Below are 22990 nucleotides of genomic sequence, written 5' to 3'. Positions count from 1 at the left end.
AGCTTAGGGGTAGGCCCATAGACTCGCCCCATGGCTTCTGTTTTCAGTGCGATCATCGCGGGCGAGTTGCCCGGACGGTTCGTCTGGGAGGACGACGAGTTCGTCGCGTTCCTCACCATCGCCCCGGTCACCCAGGGTCACACCCTGGTCGTGCCGCGTGCGGAGATCGACCAGTGGCAGGACCTCGACCCGGAGACGTTCGCGCGGCTGACCGCGGTCGCGCAGAAGATCGGCCGGGCCGTGCGCGCCGCGTGGGACGCGCCCCGCGCGGGCCTGCTCATCGCCGGACTCGAGGTGCCGCATCTGCACCTGCACGTCTTCCCGGCGTTCGAACTGAGCGACTTCGACATCTCCGGCGCCGATCCCGAGCCGAGCAAGGAATCCCTCGACGAGGCGCAGGCCAAGATCAAGCAGGCGCTGCGGGATCTCGGTTACGGGGCCAACGTGCCGGACTGAGCCGAGGGCGCCCGCCGCGGCAACCGCTACGCCACCGATGTACCCGACTCGACGCGGCGCGGCAACCGCACGGTGAAGGTGGTCCCCGCGCCCTCGGCGCTGGTCACCGACACCGTGCCGCCGTGCGCGGCGACCAGGGCCTGGACGATGGACAGGCCCAGGCCGGTGCCGCCGCTGTCGCGGCTGCGGGAGGTGTCGGTGCGGTAGAAGCGTTCGAAGACGCGCTCGGCCTGATCGGGCGGCAGGCCGGGGCCGGTGTCGGCGACCTCGACCAGGACATGGTCCTCGTCGGGGGTCAGCCGGACGGTCACCGACGCGCTCGGCGGGGTGTGGATGAGGGCGTTGTTGACCAGATTGGCCAGCACCTGCCGCAGCCTCGGCTCGTCGCCCGGAATCTCCAGAGTGCCTGGGCCGGAACGGATTTCGAGATCGATCGGACGTCCGGGTCCCTCGGGTCGCTGCGCGGTGTCGACCGCCCGCGCGTTGTGCACGGCGTCGCTGGCCAGCGCGAGCAGATCCACCGGACGCCGCTCCAGCGGACGTTGCGCGTCCAGGCGCGCCAGCATGAGCAGATCCTCGACCAGCAGGCTCATTCGATTGGACTCGCGTTCGATGCGGTCGGAGAACATGGCCGGATCGTCAAGGGCCCCTTGCCGATACAGTTCGGCGAAACCCTTGATCGTGGTCAGCGGCGTGCGCAGTTCGTGACTGGCGTCGGCGACGAAGCGGCGCATCTTGGCCTCGGACCGGCGGGCCGCCTCCTCCGACGCCTCGGTCGCGGCGAAGGCGTGCTGGATCTGGGTGAGCATGCCGTTCAGCGATTGCGAGAGCCGACCGACCTCGGTGTTGGTGTTGCGCACCGGAACTCGCCGATCCAGGTCGCCGCCCGCGATGTCGGCGGCGGTCTTCTCCACCTCGCGCAGCGGGCGCAGGCTGCGCCGGATCACCAGTTGCGCCACCGCGGCGAGGGCCACCAGCACGATCGCGCCGACGACGACCTGGAGGCCGATCAGCCGATCCACGATGTTCTCGGTCTCGTTGAGGCGTTGCGCCACAGTCGATGTCGTGCCCTGCGGGGAGACGACCCGCACCACGCGCCAGTGCATACTCGAATCGCCCACGGAGCCAACGGTTCTCGGGTGCCGATCCAGGTCGGCCGGAATCTCCGGGGTGGAGTTGCGGTCGGGCGCCTCGAGCCGGATCTGGTTGCCCGACGCGTCCTTGACGTCGACGTAGAACGGGATGAAGTTGCGATCGAACGACGGTCGCGGTGGCGGCGGCCGGTTGGAATCGGCCGAGCCCCTGGCCAATTGGACGATCTGCCGGTCGACGCTGTCGAGCAGCACCCGCTGCATCGCCGAGGTCACCGCGATGCCGGACACCAGCAGCCCGAGCCCCGCCAGGCACACCAACGCGACCACCAGGGTCACGCGCAGCGGCACCGACGCCAGGCGACGCGCGACCGCCCGCCGCACATCGCTCATTTGGCCGAGGACCTGCTGCGGCTGGGCGCGCGCATCACGTAGCCCACGCCGCGCAGCGTGTGGATGAGCCGGTCCGGGCCCGTGTCGACCTTCTTGCGCAGGTAGGACACGTAGGTCTCGACGACCCCGACCTCCCCGCCGAAGTCGTAGCGCCAGACGTGATCGAGGATGCGCGGCTTGCTCAGCACCGTGCCCGCGTTGACCATGAAGTACCGCAAGAGCGTGAACTCGGTGGGCGACAACGACACCGGCTCCCCCGCCTTCCACACCTCGTGGGTGTCGTCGTCCAGCTCGATGTCCTCGAACGTCAATCGCGAGGACTTCCGCTCGTCGACCGCGTGCCCCGACCGCCGCAGAATCACCCGCAGCCGCGCCACGACCTCCTCGAGGCTGAACGGCTTGGTCACATAGTCGTCGGCCCCCAACGTCAGCCCCGTGACCTTGTCCTCGACCTCGTCACGCGCGGTCAGGAACAACACGGGCGCCTCGATCCCATCGGCCCGCAGCCGCCGCAACAACCCGAACCCGTCCATCCCCGGCATCATCACATCGACGATGAGCGCATCCGGCCGAAACGTCTTGGCCCGATCCAACCCCTCGGCCCCGTTCCCCGCACTGGCCACCTCGAACCCCTGATACCGCAGACTCACCGACAACAGCTCCACGATCATCGGCTCGTCATCCACCACCAGCACCCGAGCCTCGGGCGCCCGATCAGGCACAGCGTTCATGGCCTTCATCCTCCCCGCCCCACCGCAACCCCGGCTGAGCACACGCTGGGAGGTTCCTGGGAGCGTCGCTACGGCTCGTTCCCCTCCGGGGAAAGCGCGGCATACGCGGCCCCGGCGGCGTTCTGCTCGGCCTCCTTCTTGGACCGCCCGACCCCACTACCGTAGGCGACCCCGCCGACGACGGCCCGCGCGGTGAACTCCTTGTCGTGATCGGGCCCGGTGGAGGTGACCTCGTAACTCGGCACCCCGAGCCCCCGTTCGGCGGTCAACTCCTGAAGACTGGTCTTCCAGTCCAGCCCCGCCCCCATCTTCGCGGCCCGCTCCAGCAGATCCGCGAACAACCGCAGCACAACCCGCCGCGCCACCTCGATCCCGTGCTCGAGGAACACCGCCCCCAACAGCGACTCCATCCCATCGGCGAGAATGCTCGACTTGTCCCGCCCCCCGGTCAACTCCTCCCCCCGCCCCAACCGCAGATGCGGCCCGAGCCCCCCGTCCCCCAACCCCCGAGCCACCTCCGCCAGCGCATGCATATTGACCACCCGCGACCGAATCTTCGCCAGATCCCCCTCGGTCCGCTCCGGATGCCGGAGATACAGGAATTCCGTAATGCTCAGTCCGAGAACAGAATCCCCGAGGAACTCCAACCGCTCATTGGTCGGCACGCCGCCGTTCTCGTAGGCGAAGGATCGATGTGTCAGGGCGAGCGTCAACAGGTCGTCCTCGACGGGGACACCCAATGCCTCGATGAGGCCGGTCCGATCGGGCTGCTCCTCTGCACCACGCCGCTGCTCGGTCAAGACAGTCACCCCTCCTCCGCAGTGCTCCGAAGTTTACCCATGCCGGTTGGTCAGCTCGAAATATGCAGCCTCGATCCGGGGGCGACAAGCGCTCTTACAGAAAGTGATCCAGCTCACATCATTTGGTGGAACGTCAGCACGATTCACCCCGTCCAAGCTTTCGACACAACATCGGTTGTGTGAAACAGGAAGTGGGGGAACACAAATGAAGTCATCCGTAACTCGTCGCGCCGCCGTCATCGGAGCGTTGGCGGGCGCGATCGGACTCGCCGCTGTGAGCACAGCGGAGGCCCAAGACGTCGCGTGCCAGCCGAACGGCTCCCCGGTATGCCTCTGCGTCGTCGGCGACGCTCATGGCTACCAGGCCAGCGCTATCGGCCAGGGATTTGTCGGATTCCTGTCCTTCTCGGGCCCCGGAATCGACCGCGATCACGCCGCTTCCCCGACCGAGGCCAACCCGAGCTGGATCGTCAACGGCATCGGTCGTGGGCGGGTCTGCGTGATCGGATATCAGAAGGACGGCGGCAGTTTCCGACAGATCGCCGTGGAGTGCAAGGACGTGGACTGAATTACGATCCGAGCGAGGAGTGGGAGCGGATTTCGCGCTCCCCTCCGACCAGCCACGGACGGGCGATGACGACGGTCTTGTCGTCATGACGCTTGGAGCGAGGCGCCACGACACCGATGGGGGTCAGCATCGGCCTCCCAGCGGTGGCACAGCTCCAAGAACTCGACGAGACCGTCCGAGTCGAGATGAGCGACTTGGTGCTCCCTGAAACACCAAGGGGCACAAGAGATTCGCCACTCCATCCGAAGTGGGCAAACGGCATCGAACGGATAGCCGAGCATGATCGCCCGCCAGGCGGCCACGGAGTCCGGTTCCGCGATCCAATAGCCGTCGGACCGGTTCCCTTGCACGGAATGACCCGTTGGATTGATAACGCGTGCCGGTCATCCAGCAGACGGACCGATGGGGAGATGCCAATACGCCTTGCCACGGCTTCGATCTCGTGGTCCCACGTCAACCCATCGAACGGCTCGATGCCCGGGTGTGGCAGTTCATCAGATGCACCGACGCAGGCTGCTCGACTATCGGTTTGGCAACCGGCTCTGCGTCGATCTCACAGGTACCTTCACCGCATAGTCGGCAGCCCGCGCCCTGCCAGTATCCCGCGAGATTCGATGCGAAGCGCCCAGGAGAGTTCCGGACTATAAGAGCCTCGGATCAGGCCATGCCGGAGGGACACGGCACCCGCGCGTAAAAAGCGCTACTGCCAAGTCGCGGAACCCCACACCTCACCGGAACAGGCGCTCCGTCGAACTGCCGCCACACCAGCTCGCGCGCAGCAGACCGCAGCGCAGCGTTATCCGAGCACTGTACTCCGGCAGCAACAAAGGAACCTGACATTCTTCGCAGGTCAAAGCCCCATTCGAGCCCCCTGTCAGGATTGAACTGACGACCGCTCGCTTACAAGGCGAGTGCTCTACCACTGAGCTAAGGAGGCGGAAAACGCAGACATCATAGCCGGGAGGCAGGGCCGTGCGGGAAGCGTGGGCTTGCCGCACGGCCCTGGGGGCCCGTGCTGGCGCAGTATCGAGGGGGTCAGGACTGCGCGGCTTGGCGGGCCGCGTCGTCGGCGGCCATCGCGTCACGCAGGGACTTGGGACGCATGTCGGTCCAGTTCTTCTCGACGTATTCGACGCAGGCAGCGCGGCTGTCCTCGCCGAACACCACTCGCCACCCGGCCGGGACCTCGGCGAAGGCCGGCCACAGGGAATGCTGCTCCTCGTCGTTGACCAGGACGAAGAAGCGGCCGTCCTCGTCGTCGAAGGGGTTGGTGCTCATTTCACCTCACTGGGGATACTGGCGCTGTGTACGGAAACGCTGGGGTGAGGCACAGGCCCGGCCCCGCAGCGTTGTGTCGACCCTAGCAAGGTCGACGTTACTCGAGGGTCGTTACCTGGCATTACCTGGACCCCGCGAAGAAATCGAGCAGAACCTTGTTCACGGCGTCCGGCCGTTCCAGGTAACCGTAGTGCCCGGCGTCGGGAATCTCCTGGTACCGGGCGTCGGGGATGGCCTCGGCGACCTCGCGGGCCAGGTAGGGGGGAATCATCCGGTCGTCGGCGAAACCGACCGCCAGGCACGGCACCTTGATGCCCCGGTACGCCTGCAGGCGGTCGAAGTCGTGGTCCATCCGGCGTTGCGCCCGGATGCCGGGGGTGACCGGGCCGCCGGTGAATTCGAACAGGTCCAGCCAGTCCCGCGCGGCGTGGGTGTCGGCCATGGTCGCCGGGGACAGGTTCATGACCGCGTTGATCGCGGCCTCGTACTTGGGCGGGAGCTTCACCCCGCTCGCGTCGAGATCGTGCTCGCCCTGCGAGAGCGTCTTCTGGAACTGGTCGAGCCGTCCGTGCCCGGCCATGAACACGGCCTTGCGCACGAGATCGGGCCGGGCCAGCGCGAGTTCCTGGGCGACCCGCGCGCCCATCGACGTCCCGGCCACCAGCACCGGACCCTCGTCGAGGAACTCGATCAGCGCCGCGGTGTCGCGCGTCAGATCGTCGATGTGGATTCCGGCGGGCGACTCGAAAGACGGTGCGATACCCCGATTGTCGAAGGTGCACACCCGATACCCGGCCGCCAGCAGCGCGGGCACCTGGTGCAGCTCCCACACCCGCCCGGGGCTGCCGGTCCCCATGATCAGCACGACCAGCGGCGCCGCGCCCTTGGTGTCGGTGCCCGCGGCCTTGTCACCCTTCACCTGATAGTTCAGCGTGATTCCGTTCACCGTGGCCAACGGCATGATGCTGATCCCCTTCCCGCGACATTAGACTGCCTCCCACGGTATAGCTTTGCCGGGCGGGGACGTTTCGCCGGTGTCGGACGTTTCGCCGGTGTCGAAGGGGTATCTCGTTTCGGGGCACGATCGGCACCGAGGCGACGGCATCGGTACGCGCGCCCGATACCATGGGCTTCTCGTAACCGAGACAAAACACCCGAGCCGAGAGGACACGATGATGGCCGCGAAGGGCGCCAACGACATCGCGGACGACGACCTGGAACCGCTCGCCGACGAGACCGCCCGGCAGGCCCAGCGCGTCGTGGCCGCCTACGCCGCGGACGCCGACGAATGCCGGATGCTCCTGTCGATGCTCGGCATCGGTCCCAACACGCGGAGCGACTGACCGGACCGGCCGTCCCACATCCGCAGCGGGCCCGAGCACCGGAGGATCCAGTGAGTGAAACCCAATCCGAACCGAAGGGCTATCAGGGCGGCGGCGCCGGTTCCGGATTCGTCGTGGTCGCCAACCGATTACCGGTCGATCTGGAGCGACTACCCGACGGCTCCAGACGCTGGAAACGCAGCCCCGGCGGGCTGGTGACCGCGCTGGAGTCGGTGCTGCGCAACAACAACGGCGCGTGGGTCGGCTGGGCGGGCGTGCCCGACGTCGACCTCGATCCGATCACCGAGGACGGCCTGGAACTGCATCCGGTGCCGCTGGCGGCCCAGGAGGTCGCCGACTACTACGAGGGCTTCTCCAACGGCACGCTGTGGCCGCTGTATCACGACGTGATCGTCCGGCCCGAATACCATCGCGAGTGGTGGGCCGCCTACGTCAATGTCAACCGCCGCTTCGCCGAGCACACCGCGAAGGTCGCCGCCGAGGGCGCGACGGTCTGGGTGCAGGACTATCAGCTCCAGCTCGTGCCGAAGATGCTGCGCATGCTGCGCCCCGATCTGACCATCGGCTTCTTCCTGCACATCCCCTTCCCGCCGGTCGAGCTGTTCATGCAGCTCCCGTGGCGGACCGAGATCGTGGAGGGCCTGCTGGGCGCCGACCTGATCGGCTTCCATCTGCCCGGCGGCGCGCAGAACTTCCTCTACCTCGCGAGAAGGCTTGCCGGACAACCCACTTCGCGCGGCAATGTCGGCGTGCGCTCGAAACTCGGTGTGGTGCAGGTCGGTTTCCGCACGGTGCGGGTCGGCGCGTTCCCCATCTCGATCGCCTCGGCCGAACTCGACGAGCTGTCGCGCCGTCGTTCGGTGCGCGAGCGCGCGGCCCAGATCCGTTCGGAGCTGGGCAATCCCAAGAACATCCTGCTCGGCGTCGACCGCCTCGACTACACCAAGGGCATCGATATCCGCCTGGCCGCCCTCGAGGAGTTGTTGCAGGAGGAGCGCATCGATCCGTCGGAGACGGTGATGGTGCAGCTGGCAACCCCTAGCCGGGAACGGGTGGAGAGCTACATCCAGATGCGCGGCGATATCGAACGTCAGGTCGGCCGCATCAACGGCGAATTCTCCCGGGTCGGCTTCCCGGTCGTGCACTATCTGCACCGCCCGATCCCCCGCGACGAGCTGGTAGCCTTCTTCGTCGCCGCGGACGCCATGCTGGTCACCCCGCTGCGCGACGGCATGAACCTGGTGGCAAAGGAGTACGTGGCCTGCCACAGCGGCCTCAACGGCGCGCTCGTGCTGAGCGAATTCACCGGCGCCGCAGCCGAATTGCGGCAGGCGTACCTGTGCAACCCGCACGATCTCGACAGCGTCAAGGACGCCGTCGTGCAGGCGCTCACCGACGACCCCGACACCCGGCGCCGCCGCATGCGCGCCCTGCGCCGCCAGGTGCTCACCCACGATGTGGACCGCTGGGCCCGCGCGTTCCTCGAGGCCCTGGCTCAGGATCAGGTGGCGGGCAGCGCGCTGCTCACCGACGACGATGTGGATCCCGGGGCCCCGTAGGGCCCCCAGTGTTCCCGACGCTCCCCTCCATCGCGGTCCTGGCTTCCGCTCGGCCGGTGCCACCCCCTCGCATGGCACCGGCCGGGATTCGGCCGCACCGCGTTCGGCGTCGGGAACACTGTGCGTCCGACGCTATGGGTGCGGGCTTAACGAGAACCGGGTGCCGCGCTTAACGGGTCAGATGGGCGTGACCTGGGAGACCAGCCAGTGCCCGTCGTCCTTGTCCAGCGTGACGCGCACGCGGCTGGGGGTGACGGTGCCCTGCGGGGAGTCCTTGCCCGTGGTGATCTGGTTGAGGTAGATCAGCACGACCGCGTGCGAGCGGTCGGCGGAGACCACGCCGTCGGCCGTGGTGTTGGCCTTGACGGTGAGCTCCTTCTCCTTGGCGCCCTTGGCGATCACCTCGTCGACCAGTTTGAGGTAGTCCTTGCGGAAGTCGGGGGTGAGGCTGTCGCCCACCTTCGGCAGTTCGGTGTCGACGGTGTGGAAGTCGTAGCTGAACATGGCCTGCACCGTGCGGCGGGCGGCCGATACGGAATCGGTACGGGCCTGTTCGGTCTGCCGATCGGACCAGAACCGGTAGCCGGTGACCCCGCCCACCGCCGCCGCGGCCACGAAAAGGATTGCGGCGCAGGCGATCAGGATGGTGCGCGAATTGGCTCTCATGGCACGAACTCCACTTGTGAGGCGGTCAGGCGGCCGTCGTCGCCGTGGGTGACGGTAATCCGGAAGCGGTAGTACCGCTGCTGCGGATCGGCCGAGGCGGCGTTGGTCAGCGTCTGTTTGGCGGCGACGAGGACGCGGGCGGAGTTGTCGTCCTCGCTCTCGATCGCCGTCTCGATGATCTCGCCGCTGGCCTTCACCTTGGCCTGCTGCACGACCTGGGCGTAGGCGTCCTTGCGGGAGGAGTACTCCTCCTTGAGCTGACCGGAGGCGACGGCGAGCACGCGGTCGATATCGGCCTGCGCGGTGTCGTCCTTGATGTTGGTCAGGTTGAGCACGGTCTGCTTGGCGGTCTGGGTGTAGTCCGCGCGCCGCTGGTCGAGCGCGTCCTGGTGCCGCTGGTGGTAGAAGAACAAGCCGCCGGATCCGATGAGCACCAGCGCCGACAGCACGGCGACCACGGCCGCCGTCCAGCCCAGCCAGCCCAATCCGCGCGAATCCCGATCGGGGACAAGCGTTTCCGACACGGTCACCGCGTCGGCGTCCACCACGACCGGCTCGGCGTCCCGAACCGGTTCCGGCGCAACGGTTTCCGCGTCCAGCTTCACGGTGGGTTCCGCGTCGGCCACCGGCGCGTCGATCTTCTCGGTCGCCTGCGCATCGATCTTCTCGGCCACCGGCGCGTCGAACTTCTCGGTCGCCTCGGCGGCGGACGGGGCCGCCTTGGCGTCGAACTTCAGGGGGACTTCCTCGACGATCCGTGTCGTCTCCGAGGCCCCGTCCACCGGCGGACCCGCCGACCGCATCGCTCGCCGTCGGCCGCGCTTCTCGGTGCTGCTCTCGTTCATCGTTGCTGCTCCTCGAGCATCGTCTGCCAGCTCGACGGTACCGTTCCCGAACCGCCCGGTCCGATATCCCCCTCCCGATAGGTGACACCGTCGGGACCGAGGAAGGTGCCCGTGCCGGGATCGTACTGCCGGTTCACCGAGGCGGGCTGAATCCGCGCGGGTTCGGCCGCGGCCGCGGGGTGCTCCCCGGCGGCGGGCGGATTGGGCGGCCCGAACGGCGGATTCGTCCCCGAGGGCACATAGCCGCGCGGATCGCGGCACAGCTCCGGCGTCGGGGCGCGCTTGCCGGGCACCTCCTGACAGGGGAAGTTCCGGATGCCGCGCACCGCGGTACTGGAGTCCTGCGGGATCTTGCAGTACAGCTCCGGGGTGTCGGGCGTGCTGAAGTCGGCCGGCGAGCGACGGTCCTCCGGATCCAGGAAGCCGGTCGTGCAGCCGGGCGGATCGTTGAGGCCCAGCGCGAAGTCCACGACCGCGCCGTATTTGATCGGCCCGCGCGCCGAGGTGAGCAGCGCCGCGATCAGCGGCGGGAACACCACCAGGATCTGTTCGAGCGCCGCGTGATAGGTGACGCCCACCTGCCCCACGCTGACCAGATTCGACAGCAGCAGCGGCAGCGTCGGCCGCAGATCCTGGAAGGTCGAGGTCACCTTCTGCGCCGCCGACGGCGTGCGCTCGATCAGCTCCCGCAGCGACGGATCGTGTTGGCGCAGTTGGTCGGTCAGCGTCGCCAGGTCCTGGGTCCAGGACCGGATGGCGGCGTCGGACCGGTTCTGGGTGTCCAGCAGCGGACCGAGCTTGGCCAGCAGATCCTTCGTCGGCTCGGTGTTGGCCTTGGCCTCCTGGATCAGCAGCGACGCCGAGTCGATGAACTTCTGTAGATCCGGCCCGGCCCCGTTGAAGGCGATGAACGCGTCGTCGATGACCTGCCGCAGCTGGGTGTCGGCCACCGTGGACAGCAGCCGGTCGGCCTGATCGAGCATCGCCCCGACATCCTGCGGCAGCTTGGTCCGCTCGACCGGGATGACCGCCCCGTCGGCGAGGTTGCCGCCGTGCGGGGACTGTGCGGGAACGAGATCGACGTACTGCTCGCCGATCGCCGACACGCTCTTGACGTAGGCGTCCACATCGGCGGGCACCTTGTACTTGCTGTCGATCGACAGCTTCGCGTCCACGCCCTCGGGCGTGAGCCGCACGTCGTCGACCTTGCCGATATTGGTGCCGCGGTAGGCGACGTTCGCGGTCGGGTACAGCCCGCCGGTCGCCTCCAGTTTGACCGTCACCTGGTAGCGGCCGATGCCGAACATGGCGGGCAGGTGGATGTAACTCGCGGACATCACCAGCAGGCCGACCAGCGTGAGCACCGCGAAGATGATCAGCTGGGACCGCACGAAACGGGTGAGCTTCACTGCCCCGGACCTCCTTGCGGCGCACCGGGAGTCGTGAGCCCGGGGATGGCGGGCAGGCCCGGGATCTGCGGCAGCCCGGGAATCGCCGGCGCGGGCGGCGGCGCGGGTTGCAGCGGACCCTGCACGGGATCGCCCTTCTCCCCGGCGGTTCCGGCGATGGTGCCCAGCGCCGCCTCGACGCCGTACATGGCCTGCACGCCGCCGAACCGCCCGCCGAGCGGGGTGCCGGTCAGGAAGTTGGAGTCCAGCCGGGAACTGGTCAGGTCGTAGGTGACGAACAGGTTCATGTAGTCGCCCTTGACCGCCTTGTTGATGCCCTTGATCGGGAAGGGGAAGGTCAGCAGCAGTTGCAGCGAGGCGGCCAGGCGGTCGCCGGTGCTGGCCAGCGACTGCAACGTCGGCGCGAGGTTGGCCAGATTCGCCTTCAGATCGTCGCCCCCCTGCGCGATCACCCGCTGCACCACATCGCTCAGATCACCCAGCGCCGTAATGGTTTTCGTGATGTTCTCGCGTCGATCCGCGAGCACGGTCAGCGCCGGATGGATCTGCTGGATGGCGGCGGTGACCTGATCCTTCTGCTGGGCCAGCTGCCCGGAGAACCGGTCCAGTCCGTTCATGGCGGCCACGATGTCGCCGGTCTGCTGATCCAGAGTGGCTGTCAGCTGGGCCAATTGGGGCAGCAGATCGCGGATGGCGTCCTGGCGGCCGGTGAAGGTGGCGTTCAGCTCGTGGGTGATGGTCTCCAGCTGGGAGATCCCGCCGCCGTTGAGCACCACCGACAACGACGACAACGTCTGCTCGGTGGTCGGATACGTCCCGGCGCGAGCGAGCGGGATGAGGTCCCCGTCGTGCAACCGGCCCTCCGGCTCGACGCCCTCGGGCGCGGCCAGCTCGACGTGATTGCTGCCCAGCAGGCTGGTCTGCCCGATCCGCGCGATCGCGTTGGCGGGCAACGTCACATCCTTGTCCAGGCTCACGGTGACCAGCGCGTGCCAGTCCTCCACCTCGATGTCGGTGACGGTGCCGACGGTCACGTCGTCCACCTTGACCGGCGAATTGCGGGTCAGCGTGGTGACATTCGGCATCTGGATGCGCACCCGCCAGGAACCCTCGCCCGTTCCGGCGGCGCCGGGCATCGGCAGCGAGTTCAGGCCGTCCCATTGACAGCCGGTGGCGCCGAGCAGCACGGCCAGCCCGATCGCCGCCCCCGCCAACCGCATTCGTCGTCGTCCGGTCATCGCCCGCCTCCCGGAAGCGCGAGTCCGGCGATGCCCGCGGGCACCGAGACCGGGGCCTGCTGCGCGTCGACCTGCCCGGCGAGTTCCTGCGGGCTGTACACCAGCTGACTCGGGAACGCCGACTGCGTGGACGCCGGATTCACCAGCAGCGGTGGATAATTCGTCATCAGCGTGTTCAGCACCGGGCCCAGATACTGGCGGCACAGCGCCGCGGACTTGTCGGAGTCGTCGGCCTGGATGCCCTCCACCGCGCCGCACAGGAACTGCACGGGATTGGCGAAGTTGGTGCCCACGACCGTGCCCGCGAGCGAACCCTGCGCGGGCTTGTAGATCTGATAGAAGTTCACCAGCCCGTTCGGCCCGGCGTGCAGCACCCGTTCGATCTCGGGCCGCTTGTCGGCCAGCAGCTGGGTCACATCGGTGAGCCGTTGCAGGCTCTCGGTCAGCGCGCCGCCGCGCTCGTCGAGGAACCGCTTCACATCGGCGATGGCCGAATCCAGATTGTCCAGTCCCGTACCGAGATCCGAGGACACGCCCGCCAGTACCGACGACACCGAGGACAGCCGCCCGCCGAACTGCACGATCTGCTCGTTGCTCTTGGACAGCACGTCCACGAACTGCTGGAGGTTGCGGATCGTGCCGAACAGGTCGGTGCGCCCGTCGGAGAGCGTGTCCAGCGTGCTCGACAACTCCTTCAACGTGTCGCGGAACGCCTGCGCGTTGCCGTTGCCGAGGTTGGCGGCCGCGGTGTCGACGAACCGGCCGAAGGAGCCCTTCTCGTCGCTGCCGACCGGTCCCAGCGCCTGCGACAGCTTGGTCAGCTCGGCCTTGATGTCGTCCCATTCGACCGGCACCGCGGTGCGCTCGACGGGAATCCGGCCGTTGTCGTGCATCTTCGGGCCGCCGGTGTAGGCGGGGGCGAGCTGGACGAACCGCGCCGACACCAGCGACGGCGAGATGGTCACCGCGCGCGCGTCGGCGGGGATGTCGACGCCGCGGTCGACGGTCATGGTGACCGTCACCCGGTCCTTGCCCGGTTCGATGGAGTCGATCCGGCCCACCTTCACCCCGAGGATCCGCACGTCGTCCCCGGCGTACAGGCCGGTGGTCGAGGGGAAGTAGGCGGTGATGTGCGTCTTGCCGATATTGGCGACCGCGCTGTAGACGACCCAGCCCACGAGCGCCACCACCAGGGCGGCGGCGATCACCCGGGCCCAGCGCGGCACGGCGGACAGCTTGCGGACGGCGTTCATCGCGGCGGCTCCGTGACGGCGGGGTTGGTGGTCGGCAGGCCGAACGCGTCGGACAGCGACTGCGGCAGGCGATCCGGCCAGACCATGGCATCGACCAGGGCCCGCAGCGGGATGCTCTCCACGTTCGACAGATAGGACTGGAAGTACGGGCCGCTGCCGACCTGCTCACCGAGCGCGGCGGCGTAGGGGCCCAGCGCCTCGAGCGCCCTGCCGAGGTTGTCCTTGTTGCGTTGCAGCAGCGCCAGCACCGAATTCAGTTTGTCCAGCGCGGGTTTGAGCTGCGCCTCGTTGTCGTTGACGAAACCCGTGAGCTGCTGGGCCAATTGGTTGACGTAGACGATCAGCTGGCTCAGCGCCGAGCGGCGCGCGTCCAGCTCGCCGAGCAGGTCGTTGCCGTCCACGAGCAGGGCGTTGATCTGATTCGCGCGGTCCGACAACACCTTCGTGACGTTCTGGGCGTGCGCGAGCAGATCGGTGAGCGCCTGATCGCGGGCGTTGAGGCTGCGCGACAGCGCGGTGACCCCGTCCAGGGCCGAGCGCAGCGGGGCCGGGGTGTCGGCGAAGGTCTGCGACAGCGTGTCCAGGGTGGTGTTGACCCGATCCAGATCCAGACCCTGCACGGTCTTGGTCAGATCACCGAGGGCGTCGTTGAGCGAATACGGAGATGTGGTGCGCTCCAACGGAATCGGCGTGTCGCCGCGGATCGCGCCGTCGCCCTGCGGCACCACCTCGAGGCTCTTGCGACCCAGGATGGTGTTGGTCTTGATGGCGGCGGTGGTGCGGCGGCCGAGCACGATCGACTCGTCGAGGGTGAACCGGACGTCCACCGCCGCCCCGGCCAGGCGGACCTCCTCGACCCGGCCCGAGCGCACGCCCGCGACCTGCACCGGATCTCCGACGACGAGGCCGCCCGCGTCGGCGAACACGGCGGTGTAGCCCGCGCCGCCCTTGATGAACGGGAGCTGGTCGAACTGCAACGCCGACAACGAGATCGCGATCGCCATGACGATGCCGACGACACCGATCGAAACGAGTGGGGAGCGTTCACCGTTCACTAGCCCGCACACCTTCCGGTCGTCTGGTTCCCCTTCAGGTGGACCTCCATGGGCTTGCCGTCCGGACCGTCGGCGAGCATGGTCACGCCGCAGACGTACATGTTCAGGAACGAGCCGTAGGAGCCGACGCGAACCAGCTTGCGGTAGGTCTCCGGCAGCTGTTGCAGGATCCACTCGATGTCCTCGGAGTGGTCATCGATGTTCTGCGACAACTGCCCGAGCTGGCCGAAGGTCTCCTTCAGATCCGGCCGCGCCTGCCGCAGCAGATCGGTCAGATCCCCGGTGGCCCCCGCCAGCCGCGGCAGCGCCGCGCCGATCGGATCCTTGTCCGCGGCCAAACCGCTGACCAGCCTTTGCAATTCGGTGAGGGTGGTGTCGAATTCCTTGCCGTGGTCGTCGATCGTCGCCAGCACGGTCTTCAGGTTCTCGATCACGCTGCCGATCAACGCGTCCCGATCGGCGAGGGTCTTGGCGAACGAACCCGAGCTGTTCAACAGCGCCACCAGCGCCCCGCCCTGCCCCTGGAACACCTGGAGCAGCGCGCTGGTCAGATCGTTGACCTGATTCGGATCCAGCCCGCGCAGCAGCGGTTTGAACCCGCCCAGCAGCAGATCCAGATCCAGCGCGGGTTTGGTCTTGTCGGCGCCGATCGTGCCGCCCTTGGCCAGCGCCTGCGCGGTGCCGGGGCCGTCGAGCAGTTCCAGATACCGGTCGCCGACGAGGTTCTCGTAGCGGATGGCGGCCTGCGTACTGCGCAGCACCCGGTACTTGGAGTCGACGTCGAAGTCCACGTGCGCGAGGTGATCCTTGCCGACGTACACCCGGCCCACCGACCCGACCGGCACCCCGGCGATGCGCACCTTGGCCCCGGGCAGGATGCCCGAGGAACTGGTGAAGATCGCGTGGTAGCCGGTCTCGCGGGAGAACCGCATCTGGCTGAAGATGATCCCCAGCATGGCGAGGACGAGCACCATCACCAGGGTGAAGATCGACAGCTTCACGGTCGCGGCGTGCGGTTTGAACCTCATGGGTTGGGCACCCCCGGCAGTCCGGCGAACATGAGCTCGAACACCCGTGGGCCGTTGAGATGGGTGTGCAGCTCCGGCGTCCACACCTCGCCCTCGGAGGTGTCGGTCACCACGTAGTTCGCGTGGCTGCCCGGCACCCGGTCGGTGGTCCCCGCGCAGTGCGGGCCGCCGGTCGCGTTGACCTTGGGCAGATCCTGCGGATAGTGGTAGGGCTCGCCGCCGGGCATGAAGCCCGCGTTGAGCAGTACGCCCGCGCCGGTGCCGCCGAAGATCTCGTTCATCACGTCCACCTGACTGCCGACGCCCTCGATCACGCAGTTCAGCGCGGAGCGGTACTCGGCGAGCAGGGAGGTGGTGGGGCGCAACAGGTTCAGCGCGGTCACCAGCGGCTGCTCGTTCTCGGTCAGGATCGGGCGGGTGGTGTCGGCGAGGCCGATCAGATCGACCAGCATGGCGTCGAAGTTGTGCTGTTCGGCGACGATCGTGTTCGCGGTGACCTCCGCGTTGTCGGTGGTGCGCAACAGATTCGGCACGGTGTCGGCGTAGAGGTTGGTCACCCCGACCGAGGTCTGGAGATCCCGTTGCAGATCCGGCAGGCTCGGATTGATATCGCGCAGATACTGATCCGAGTCGGCGAGCAGTTGGCCGAACTTGTCGCCGCGGCCCTGCAACGCGGTGCCGAGGGCGGTCAGGGTGGCGTTCAGTTTCTCCGGCGCGATCTTGGCCAGCACATCGGTCAGATGCTGGAACAGCGTGTTGAATTCCACGGTCACCGACTGCGCGTTGACGGTCACCCCCGGGCTCAGATGTTTGGCCGAGGGATGCTGCGGCAGAATGAAATTCACGTATTTCGCGCCGAATACCGTGGTGGAGCGAATATCGACGCCGACATTGGCGGGGAGCAGTTTCAGCTCGTCGGGATCGATGGCCAGGCGCAGGCGCGCATTGTTCCCGGTGTACGAAATGTCGGAAACGCGGCCGATTTCCACGCCGCGCACCTTCACCTTGGCGTCGGGGTCGAGCACCAGGCCCGCGCGCTGCGCGTCCACGTATACCGTTTCGGTGCTGGTGAATCCGCCCGCGAACAGGGTCAGCGCGACGGCCACCACGGCCACCAGCGTCAGCACCATGGCGAGCCCGGCCAGTTTCACACCCCAGCCCGCGCCGAAAATCCTTCCGGCGCCGTCTTTTTCGACGAGTTTGTTTGCCGCCATACCGCCTACCCCGAGAGATGGAAATTGCCGGAGGTGCCGTAGATGGCCAGCGAGACCAGCAGGGTCACGGTCACGACCGCGACCAGTGAGGCGCGCACCGCGTTGCCCACCGCCACGCCGACCCCGACGGGACCGCCGGTGGCGTGATATCCGTAATACGTATGAATCATCATGACCGCCAAGGCCATGAAGATCGCCTGCACGAACGACCAGAGGATGTCCGTGGGGATCAGGAAGGTCGAGAAGTAGTGGTCGTAGACACCGGCCGACTGCCCGTAGATCACCACGGTCGCGAACCGGCTGGCCACGAACGAGGCGATCACCGCCAGCGCGTACAGCGGCACGATCGCGATCATGCCCGCGAGCACCCGCGTCCCGACCAGGAACGGCACCGGCCGGATCGCCATGGACTCGAGCGCGTCGATCTCCTCGGCCACCCGCATCGCGCCCAGCTGCGCGGTCGAGCCCGCCCCGATGGTGGCGGCCAGGCCGATGCCGGAGATCACCGGCGCGGCGATGCGCACATTGATGAACGCGGCGAAGAAGCCGGTCAGCGCCTCGACGCCGATATTGCCCAGCGAGCTGTAGCCCTGCACGGCGATCGTGCCGCCCGCGAACAGGGTCAGGAAGCCGACGATCACCACCGTGCCGCCGATCACCGCCAGCGCGCCCGTGCCCATGCTGATCTCCGCGATGAGCCGGATCGTCTCGGTGCGGTAGTGGGTCAGCGCCCGGGGCACCGAGGCCAGCGACTGTGCGTAGAAGAGGGCATGTCTTCCGACATTGTCGAGCGAGTCGGACATCCTTCGCACGCGTCGAACAGTACGCGGGAAGCGGGATTCGATCACGAACGCCATACCGTCACCGCGCCGTGAACTTGATGCCGACGGCGGTGACCACCACGTTGACCACGAACAACGCCATGAACGAGAACACCACCGTCTGATTGACCGCGTCGCCGACGCTCTTGGGCCCGCCCCGGACGTTGAGTCCGAGGTAGCACGCCGTGAGACCGGCGACCAGACCGAACAGCGTGGCCTTGACCTCGGAGATGACCAACTCCGGCAGATGGGTCAGCAGCGTGATGCCGTTGACGAACGATCCGGGATTGACGCCCTGGAGGAACACCGAGAACAGGAAGCCGCCGACGATGCCGATCGTGCACACCAGCCCGTTCAGCAGCGCCGCGACGAACATCGAGGCCAGCACGCGCGGCACCACCAGCCGGTGCACCGGATCGATGCCGAGCACCCGCATGGCGTCGATCTCCTCGCGGATCGTGCGCGCGCCCAGATCCGCGCAGATCGCGGTCGCGCCCGCCCCGGCCACGATCAGCACCGTGACGATCGGGCCGACCTGGGTGACCGCGCCGAACGCCGCTCCGGCGCCGGACAGGTCGGCCGCGCCGATCTCGCGCAGCAGGATATTGAGCGTGAAGCTCACCAGCACGGTGAACGGAATCGCGACCAGCAGGGTCGGAATGATCGATACCCGCGCGACGAACCAGGACTGGTCGATGAATTCGCGGCGTTGAAACGGCGGCCGCACGGCCGCGCGGGCGACGGCGGCGGTGAGTTCGAAGAACCCGCCGACCGCTCGCAACGGCACGGCAAGAACCTCGTTCATCCGCGATTCCTCCTAGCCCTGCCCAGCGGTACCACCCTGTACCCCGTCTGAAGATTAGAACACGTTCTTGGTTCTTAAGGTCACAATTCGACCACTTTTGAAGTGCTCTTTTCTTCTGGAGCGGTACCAGAAGATAGAACGTGTTCATAGCGCATATGAATTGCCTTTGTGAAGCAACGCACATACCGATCCCATGTCTACCAACTGCCGGACCGCCGATCAACAGGCGGTCGCGGTCGGTGGCGGCGCGAGCCGGGAGTCAGCCCAGATCGCGCAGGGACGATGCCGAGAACGTACGCCCCTCGGGACGCCGTGCGAAATAGTTTCCGAGTTCGTCGGCCAGCTCGGCCGGTGTCCACTCCGCGCCCGCGGCGTCGAAGCGACGCTCGACCTCCGGCGCGGCCATGAGCGCGACCATCCGGCCGTACACCACGAACACCTGACCGGAGATCGCGTCGGCGGCCGGGGACGCGAGGTAGGCGACCAACCGGCCGACATGATCGGGCGAGAGCGGATCCGGACCCTCGTCGGGCGCGTCGGAGAAGACGCTCTCGGTCATCGCCGTGCGCGCCCGCGGGCAGATCGCGTTGGCCCGCACGCCGTAGCGGGCCATGACCCGCGACGCCGACAGCGTCAGCGCGGTGATGCCCGCCTTGGCCGCGGCGTAGTTCGCCTGCCCCTCGGGACCGAGCAGGCCCGCCTCGGAGGAGGTGTTGATCAGCCGCCCGTACACCGGGCCGCCCGACTCCTTGGACTTGCCCCGCCAGTAGGCCGCGGCATTGCGCGTGAGCAGGAAGTGCCCGCGCAGATGGACCGCGAGGACGGCGTCCCAGTCCTCGTCGGACATGTTGAAAAGCATTCGGTCGCGGACGATTCCGGCGTTGTTCACGACGATGTCGACGCCGCCGAAGGTCTCGTCCGCGGTGCGGATGAGGGCGTCGGCGGTGGCCCGCTCGGCCACGCTGCCGCCCACGAATTCCGCCTTCACGCCGAGCGCCCGGATGTCGGCCAGCGTCGCCGCGGCCGCCTCGTTCTCGGCCAGGTCGTTGATCACGACCGCGGCCCCGGCACGGGCCAGCGCGAGCGCCTCGGCCCGGCCCAGTCCGGCACCGGCTCCGGTCACGATCGCGACTCGACCGGAAAGGCTCTGTTCGTTGTCTCCCACGCCGTGACTCTAGAACGTGTTCCAGTTCACTGGCAAGGGTCGGTTCACTCGAGCCGGAGCGCGGCCTTCGGGCACTGGGCCACCGCGGTGCGCACGTCGTCGAGCCGATCGTCGGGCACCTCGGTCAGCCCGACGTGCAGCTGATCCTCGTCGTCGAGTTCGAAGACGTCGGGGGCGATTCCGACGCAGATGCCGTTCGCCTCGCACTGGTCGAAATCCACGCTGAGCTTCATCGATGACTCCTTTGCCGCAGGTACCGCGAGATTAACAAGCCGACCCCGGTCGGCGCGACGGAAACGACCGGTTCCCGGGTCCATACTGGAACATGTTTCACTCGGTATGCAATGATCGGGACCATCCCCGGCGGCCATCCAATCGACAAGAGGTGCGCGTATGCGGATCGCCTATACATCCCAGCAGGAGCAGCTGCGGGCGGAGCTGCGCGAGTACTTCGCGAAGCTCATCACCCCCGAGCGACGCGCGGCGCTGAGCGCGCAGACCGGCGAGTACGGCCACGGGAACGTCTACCGCGACGTCGTGCGCGATATGGGCCGCGACGGCTGGCTCGCGCTGGGCTGGCCGAAGGAGTTCGGCGGGCAGGACCGGCCGATGCTCGACCAGCTCATCTTCACCGACGAGGCCGCGATCGCGGGCGCGCCGGTGCCGTTCCTGACCATCAACTCCGTCGCGCCGACGATCATGCACTACGGCACCGAGGAGCAGAAGAAATTCTTCCTGCCCAAGATCGCGGCGGGTGAGCTGCACTTCTCCATCGGCTACTCGGAGCCGGGCGCGGGCACCGATCTGGCGTCGCTGCGCACCACGGCCGTGCGCGACGGCGACGACTGGGTCATCAACGGGCAGAAGATGTGGACCAGCCTCATCCAGTACGCCGACTACATCTGGCTCGCGGCCCGCACCGACCCGAATGCCAAGAAGCACAAGGGCATCAGCATGTTCATCGTGCCGACCACGGCCCCGGGCTTCTCCTGGACGCCGGTGCACACCATGGCCGGGCCCGACACCAGCGCGACCTACTACCAGGACGTGCGGGTGCCCGTGACGGCACTGGTCGGCCCCGAGAACGGCGGCTGGCCGCTGGTCACCAACCAGCTCAACCACGAGCGGGTCGCGCTCACCTCGGCCGCGCCGCTGCAACTGGCCCTGACCCAGACGCTGGACTGGGCGCGAAACACCAAGGACGCCCGCGGTTCTCGCGTGATCGACGGCGAATGGGTGCGGATCAATCTGGCCCGCGTGCACGCCAAGGTCGAATACCTGAAGCTGCTCAACTGGGAGATCGCCGCCCGCGCCGACGCCGACGACGCCGCCCCGCGCCCGTGGGACGCCTCCACCTGCAAGGTGCTGGGCACCGAATTGGCCACGGAGGCATACCGATTGCTCATGGAGGTCCTCGGCCCGCAGGCGTATCTGCGGCAGGACTCCCCCGGCGCGGCCCTGCGCGGCCGCCTCGAGCGGATGCACCGCGCCTGCCTCATCCTCACCTTCGGCGGCGGCACCAACGAGGTCCAGCGCGACATCATCGCCATGACCGCCCTGAAACAGCCCGCAGCCGCCCGCTAGATCCGGAGTATCGCAATGGATTTCACCCCCACCGAAGCACAGCAGGATCTGACCCGGCTGACGGGCGAGGTGTGCGACAAGCTGGTCACCGCCGACCGCCTGCGCGAACTGGACAAGGCGGAGGTCCGGTTCGACGAGGCGCTGTGGCACGCGCTGGCCGAGACCGGCGTCCTGGCGGCGACCCTGGCCGAGGCCGTGGGCGGCAGCGACCTGGGCGTTCCGGAACAGACGGCGGTGCTGCGCGAGCTGGGCAAATCGGTTGCGGCCGTGCCCTTCCTGTGGTCGATCGTGCTCGGCGCGAGCACCCTGGCCCGCTACGGCTCCGCCGAACAGCGGGAGTGGGCGGCCAAGGCCGGGTCCGGTCAGGCCGTGCTCACGGTGGCGCTGTCCGAGGAGCGCAACTGGGACCCCGCCGCGCCCACGACGACGGCCGCCGAGGACGCCGACGGCTGGCGGCTCACCGGCGCGAAGACGGTCGTCCCGTTCGCGGCGCAGGCCGATCGAATCCTGGTGTCGGCCAATGTTTCCGGAGCACCCGCGGTGTTCCTGGTGGATCCGTCGGCGGCCGGGGTGCGGGTGACGCCACAGCAGGTGGTCGACCACTCTCCCGACGCGGAGATCGAATTCGACTCCGCCCCGGCGCAATTGGTGGGCTCGATCGACACGGGCGCCGAGATCCTCACCCGGCTGCTCGAGTACGGCTGGCTCGGCCTGGCCGCCCAGCAGCTCGGCACCCTGGAACGCGCGCTCGATCTGGTCGCCGAATACGGCCGCGAGCGTGAGCAGTTCGGCCGCAAGATCGGCGGCTTCCAGGCCGTCGCCCAGCGCCTCGCCGACGGCTACATCGACCTCCAGGGCCTCCGCCTGGCCGTCACCCAGGCCGCCTGGCGACTGTCGGAGGACCTCCCCGCCGCCGCCGAGATCCACACCGCCAAATTCTGGGCCGCCGAGGCGGGCCACCGCATCGCCCACACCGTCGTCCACGTCCACGGCGGCGTCGGCATCGACCGCGACCACGTCGTGCACAACTACTTCACCGCCGCCAAACACAACGAGTTCGCCCTCGGCGGCGCCACCGACCACCTCCGCGCGCTGGGCGACCTCCTGGCCGAGGCGCGCTGACTCACCGCCGGATCGGCTCGGCGCGGTCCAGGATCTCGGTCACGGTCTGCCCGACCGTGAGATCCGAAGTGTCGAGCCACAATCCGACCCGCGGCGTCTCGGCGCGCAACACCGCGTCGAGATCGGCGACCGTGAACGCGCCGTAGGCGTTCTCGGCCCGGCCCGCCTCGCGCCGGGCCACCGCCTCGGGCCGCGGGGCCAGCACCACGACGTGCAGCGGATCGGTCCGCACGCGGTCGATCATGTACGGCAGCATCTCCCCGAGGAACACGTCCTGCACCACGGCCGTGAACCCCGCCGCCGCGTACTCGTCGGCCACCCGCGCCGCGATGCGGTGCCGAAGTCGCAACTGCGCCAATGCCTCCGGGCCGGGCTCCGGTCCCATCTCCGCCCGGCCGCCGACCACGAACCGCCGGAACGCGTCCCCGCGCACATGGGCCGACCGGGGTAGCCGCTCGGCCAGCGCCTGCGCCACGGTGGATTTTCCGGCCGCCTGGATGCCGGTGATCAGGTAGACGGCTCCGGAGTTCGTCATGGTCGCAAGGTATCGGAGCCGATGCCGGACA

The 22990-nt window shown here is 68.0% G+C and carries 24 protein-coding genes and 1 tRNA gene; 6 read left to right on the top strand and 19 right to left on the bottom strand.

Annotated features, from left to right (window positions below; genetic code table 11):
• Positions 1-30: 30 nt before the first annotated feature.
• The gene (locus ACWDSJ_RS34750) at positions 31-456 is read left to right on the top strand and encodes an HIT family protein (RefSeq protein ID WP_387367550.1); all 426 of its coding nucleotides are present in this window, start codon (positions 31-33) and stop codon (positions 454-456) included.
• A gap of 26 nt (positions 457-482) precedes the next feature.
• Here ACWDSJ_RS34750 and ACWDSJ_RS34745 read toward each other — a convergent pair whose 3' ends face one another.
• The 3 genes from ACWDSJ_RS34745 to rnc form a co-directional block, all read right to left on the bottom strand.
• Positions 483-1940, bottom strand: a complete 1458-nt coding sequence (locus ACWDSJ_RS34745) for a sensor histidine kinase (RefSeq protein ID WP_387367547.1) — start codon at positions 1938-1940, stop codon at positions 483-485.
• Positions 1937-2671 carry a response regulator transcription factor gene (locus tag ACWDSJ_RS34740; protein ID WP_450037021.1) on the bottom strand — a complete coding sequence of 245 codons (735 nt, stop codon included), beginning with the start codon at positions 2669-2671 and terminating at the stop codon, positions 1937-1939. The genes ACWDSJ_RS34745 and ACWDSJ_RS34740 overlap by 4 nt, the downstream gene beginning before the upstream one ends.
• A 68-nt stretch (positions 2672-2739) precedes the next feature.
• Positions 2740-3471: a ribonuclease III gene (gene rnc / locus ACWDSJ_RS34735; RefSeq protein WP_450037031.1), complete on the bottom strand. Its 732-nt coding sequence runs from the start codon at positions 3469-3471 to the stop codon at positions 2740-2742.
• Positions 3472-3745: 274 nt separating this feature from the next.
• Here rnc and ACWDSJ_RS34730 point away from each other — a divergent pair, with 274 nt between their 5' ends.
• Positions 3746-4039 (top strand): hypothetical protein, encoded by a 294-nt coding sequence (locus tag ACWDSJ_RS34730; protein ID WP_450037020.1) that lies wholly within the window; start codon positions 3746-3748, stop codon positions 4037-4039.
• Between the two features lie 865 nt (positions 4040-4904).
• Here ACWDSJ_RS34730 and ACWDSJ_RS34725 read toward each other — a convergent pair.
• The 3 genes from ACWDSJ_RS34725 to ACWDSJ_RS34715 form a co-directional block, all read right to left on the bottom strand.
• A tRNA-Thr gene (locus ACWDSJ_RS34725) sits at positions 4905-4976 on the bottom strand.
• A 98-nt stretch (positions 4977-5074) separates the two neighbouring features.
• The gene (locus tag ACWDSJ_RS34720; protein ID WP_019931522.1) at positions 5075-5317 is read right to left on the bottom strand and encodes an MbtH family protein; all 243 of its coding nucleotides are present in this window, start codon (positions 5315-5317) and stop codon (positions 5075-5077) included.
• Positions 5318-5438: 121 nt separating this feature from the next.
• The gene (locus ACWDSJ_RS34715) at positions 5439-6278 is read right to left on the bottom strand and encodes an alpha/beta fold hydrolase (RefSeq protein WP_450037018.1); all 840 of its coding nucleotides are present in this window, start codon (positions 6276-6278) and stop codon (positions 5439-5441) included.
• A 214-nt stretch (positions 6279-6492) separates the two neighbouring features.
• On the opposite strand from ACWDSJ_RS34715, the gene ACWDSJ_RS34710 reads away from it, so the two are divergent.
• Positions 6493-6660, top strand: a complete 168-nt coding sequence (locus tag ACWDSJ_RS34710; RefSeq protein ID WP_387368432.1) for a hypothetical protein — start codon at positions 6493-6495, stop codon at positions 6658-6660.
• Complete coding sequence (locus tag ACWDSJ_RS34705; protein WP_387368430.1) at positions 6606-8219, top strand: alpha,alpha-trehalose-phosphate synthase (UDP-forming); 1614 nt, start codon at positions 6606-6608, stop codon at positions 8217-8219. Before ACWDSJ_RS34710 ends, ACWDSJ_RS34705 begins: the two co-directional genes overlap by 55 nt.
• A gap of 177 nt (positions 8220-8396) precedes the next feature.
• Here the strand turns inward: ACWDSJ_RS34705 and ACWDSJ_RS34700 are convergent, their stop codons facing one another.
• The 12 genes from ACWDSJ_RS34700 to ACWDSJ_RS34645 form a co-directional block, all read right to left on the bottom strand.
• Positions 8397-8885 carry a h domain protein gene (locus tag ACWDSJ_RS34700; protein WP_450037016.1) on the bottom strand — a complete coding sequence of 163 codons (489 nt, stop codon included), beginning with the start codon at positions 8883-8885 and terminating at the stop codon, positions 8397-8399.
• On the bottom strand, positions 8882-9730 hold the full coding sequence (locus tag ACWDSJ_RS34695) for a hypothetical protein (protein ID WP_450037014.1): 849 nt from the start codon (positions 9728-9730) through the stop codon (positions 8882-8884). The genes ACWDSJ_RS34700 and ACWDSJ_RS34695 overlap by 4 nt, the downstream gene beginning before the upstream one ends.
• Positions 9727-11139 carry an MCE family protein gene (locus ACWDSJ_RS34690; RefSeq protein WP_450037013.1) on the bottom strand — a complete coding sequence of 471 codons (1413 nt, stop codon included), beginning with the start codon at positions 11137-11139 and terminating at the stop codon, positions 9727-9729. Before ACWDSJ_RS34690 ends, ACWDSJ_RS34695 begins: the two co-directional genes overlap by 4 nt.
• On the bottom strand, positions 11136-12377 hold the full coding sequence (locus ACWDSJ_RS34685; protein WP_387368422.1) for an MCE family protein: 1242 nt from the start codon (positions 12375-12377) through the stop codon (positions 11136-11138). Before ACWDSJ_RS34685 ends, ACWDSJ_RS34690 begins: the two co-directional genes overlap by 4 nt.
• A complete protein-coding gene (locus ACWDSJ_RS34680; RefSeq protein ID WP_450037011.1) occupies positions 12374-13630 on the bottom strand; it encodes an MCE family protein in 1257 nt (418 codons plus the stop codon). The genes ACWDSJ_RS34685 and ACWDSJ_RS34680 overlap by 4 nt, the downstream gene beginning before the upstream one ends.
• On the bottom strand, positions 13627-14685 hold the full coding sequence (locus tag ACWDSJ_RS34675) for an MCE family protein (RefSeq protein WP_450037010.1): 1059 nt from the start codon (positions 14683-14685) through the stop codon (positions 13627-13629). Before ACWDSJ_RS34675 ends, ACWDSJ_RS34680 begins: the two co-directional genes overlap by 4 nt.
• Entirely contained in the window at positions 14685-15713 is a 1029-nt protein-coding gene (locus ACWDSJ_RS34670) for an MCE family protein (protein ID WP_387368416.1), read from the bottom strand. The genes ACWDSJ_RS34675 and ACWDSJ_RS34670 overlap by 1 nt, the downstream gene beginning before the upstream one ends.
• Positions 15710-16927, bottom strand: a complete 1218-nt coding sequence (locus ACWDSJ_RS34665) for an MCE family protein (RefSeq protein ID WP_450037009.1) — start codon at positions 16925-16927, stop codon at positions 15710-15712. Before ACWDSJ_RS34665 ends, ACWDSJ_RS34670 begins: the two co-directional genes overlap by 4 nt.
• 5 nt (positions 16928-16932) lie before the next feature.
• Entirely contained in the window at positions 16933-17784 is an 852-nt protein-coding gene (locus tag ACWDSJ_RS34660) for an MlaE family ABC transporter permease (protein WP_387368412.1), read from the bottom strand.
• A gap of 4 nt (positions 17785-17788) precedes the next feature.
• A complete protein-coding gene (locus tag ACWDSJ_RS34655) occupies positions 17789-18553 on the bottom strand; it encodes an MlaE family ABC transporter permease (RefSeq protein WP_387368410.1) in 765 nt (254 codons plus the stop codon).
• Between the two features lie 259 nt (positions 18554-18812).
• Entirely contained in the window at positions 18813-19718 is a 906-nt protein-coding gene (locus ACWDSJ_RS34650) for a 3-oxoacyl-ACP reductase (RefSeq protein WP_387368408.1), read from the bottom strand.
• Between the two features lie 44 nt (positions 19719-19762).
• On the bottom strand, positions 19763-19951 hold the full coding sequence (locus tag ACWDSJ_RS34645; protein WP_450037006.1) for a ferredoxin: 189 nt from the start codon (positions 19949-19951) through the stop codon (positions 19763-19765).
• A 160-nt stretch (positions 19952-20111) separates the two neighbouring features.
• Between ACWDSJ_RS34645 and ACWDSJ_RS34640 the strand changes: the two genes are divergently transcribed.
• Both ACWDSJ_RS34640 and ACWDSJ_RS34635 read left to right on the top strand, forming a co-directional pair.
• Positions 20112-21302: an acyl-CoA dehydrogenase family protein gene (locus tag ACWDSJ_RS34640; protein ID WP_450037005.1), complete on the top strand. Its 1191-nt coding sequence runs from the start codon at positions 20112-20114 to the stop codon at positions 21300-21302.
• 15 nt (positions 21303-21317) lie between these two features.
• The gene (locus tag ACWDSJ_RS34635) at positions 21318-22424 is read left to right on the top strand and encodes an acyl-CoA dehydrogenase family protein (protein ID WP_450037003.1); all 1107 of its coding nucleotides are present in this window, start codon (positions 21318-21320) and stop codon (positions 22422-22424) included.
• A gap of 1 nt (position 22425) precedes the next feature.
• Here ACWDSJ_RS34635 and ACWDSJ_RS34630 read toward each other — a convergent pair whose 3' ends face one another.
• Positions 22426-22959, bottom strand: coding sequence for an AAA family ATPase (locus tag ACWDSJ_RS34630; protein WP_450037002.1), 534 nt, complete (start codon positions 22957-22959; stop codon positions 22426-22428).
• Positions 22960-22990: the final 31 nt, after the last annotated feature.

This window comes from Nocardia sp. NPDC003482, assembly GCF_053588115.1.
Note: the sequence above shows the minus strand (reverse complement) of the source record. Positions and strands in the feature narration are given on the sequence as shown.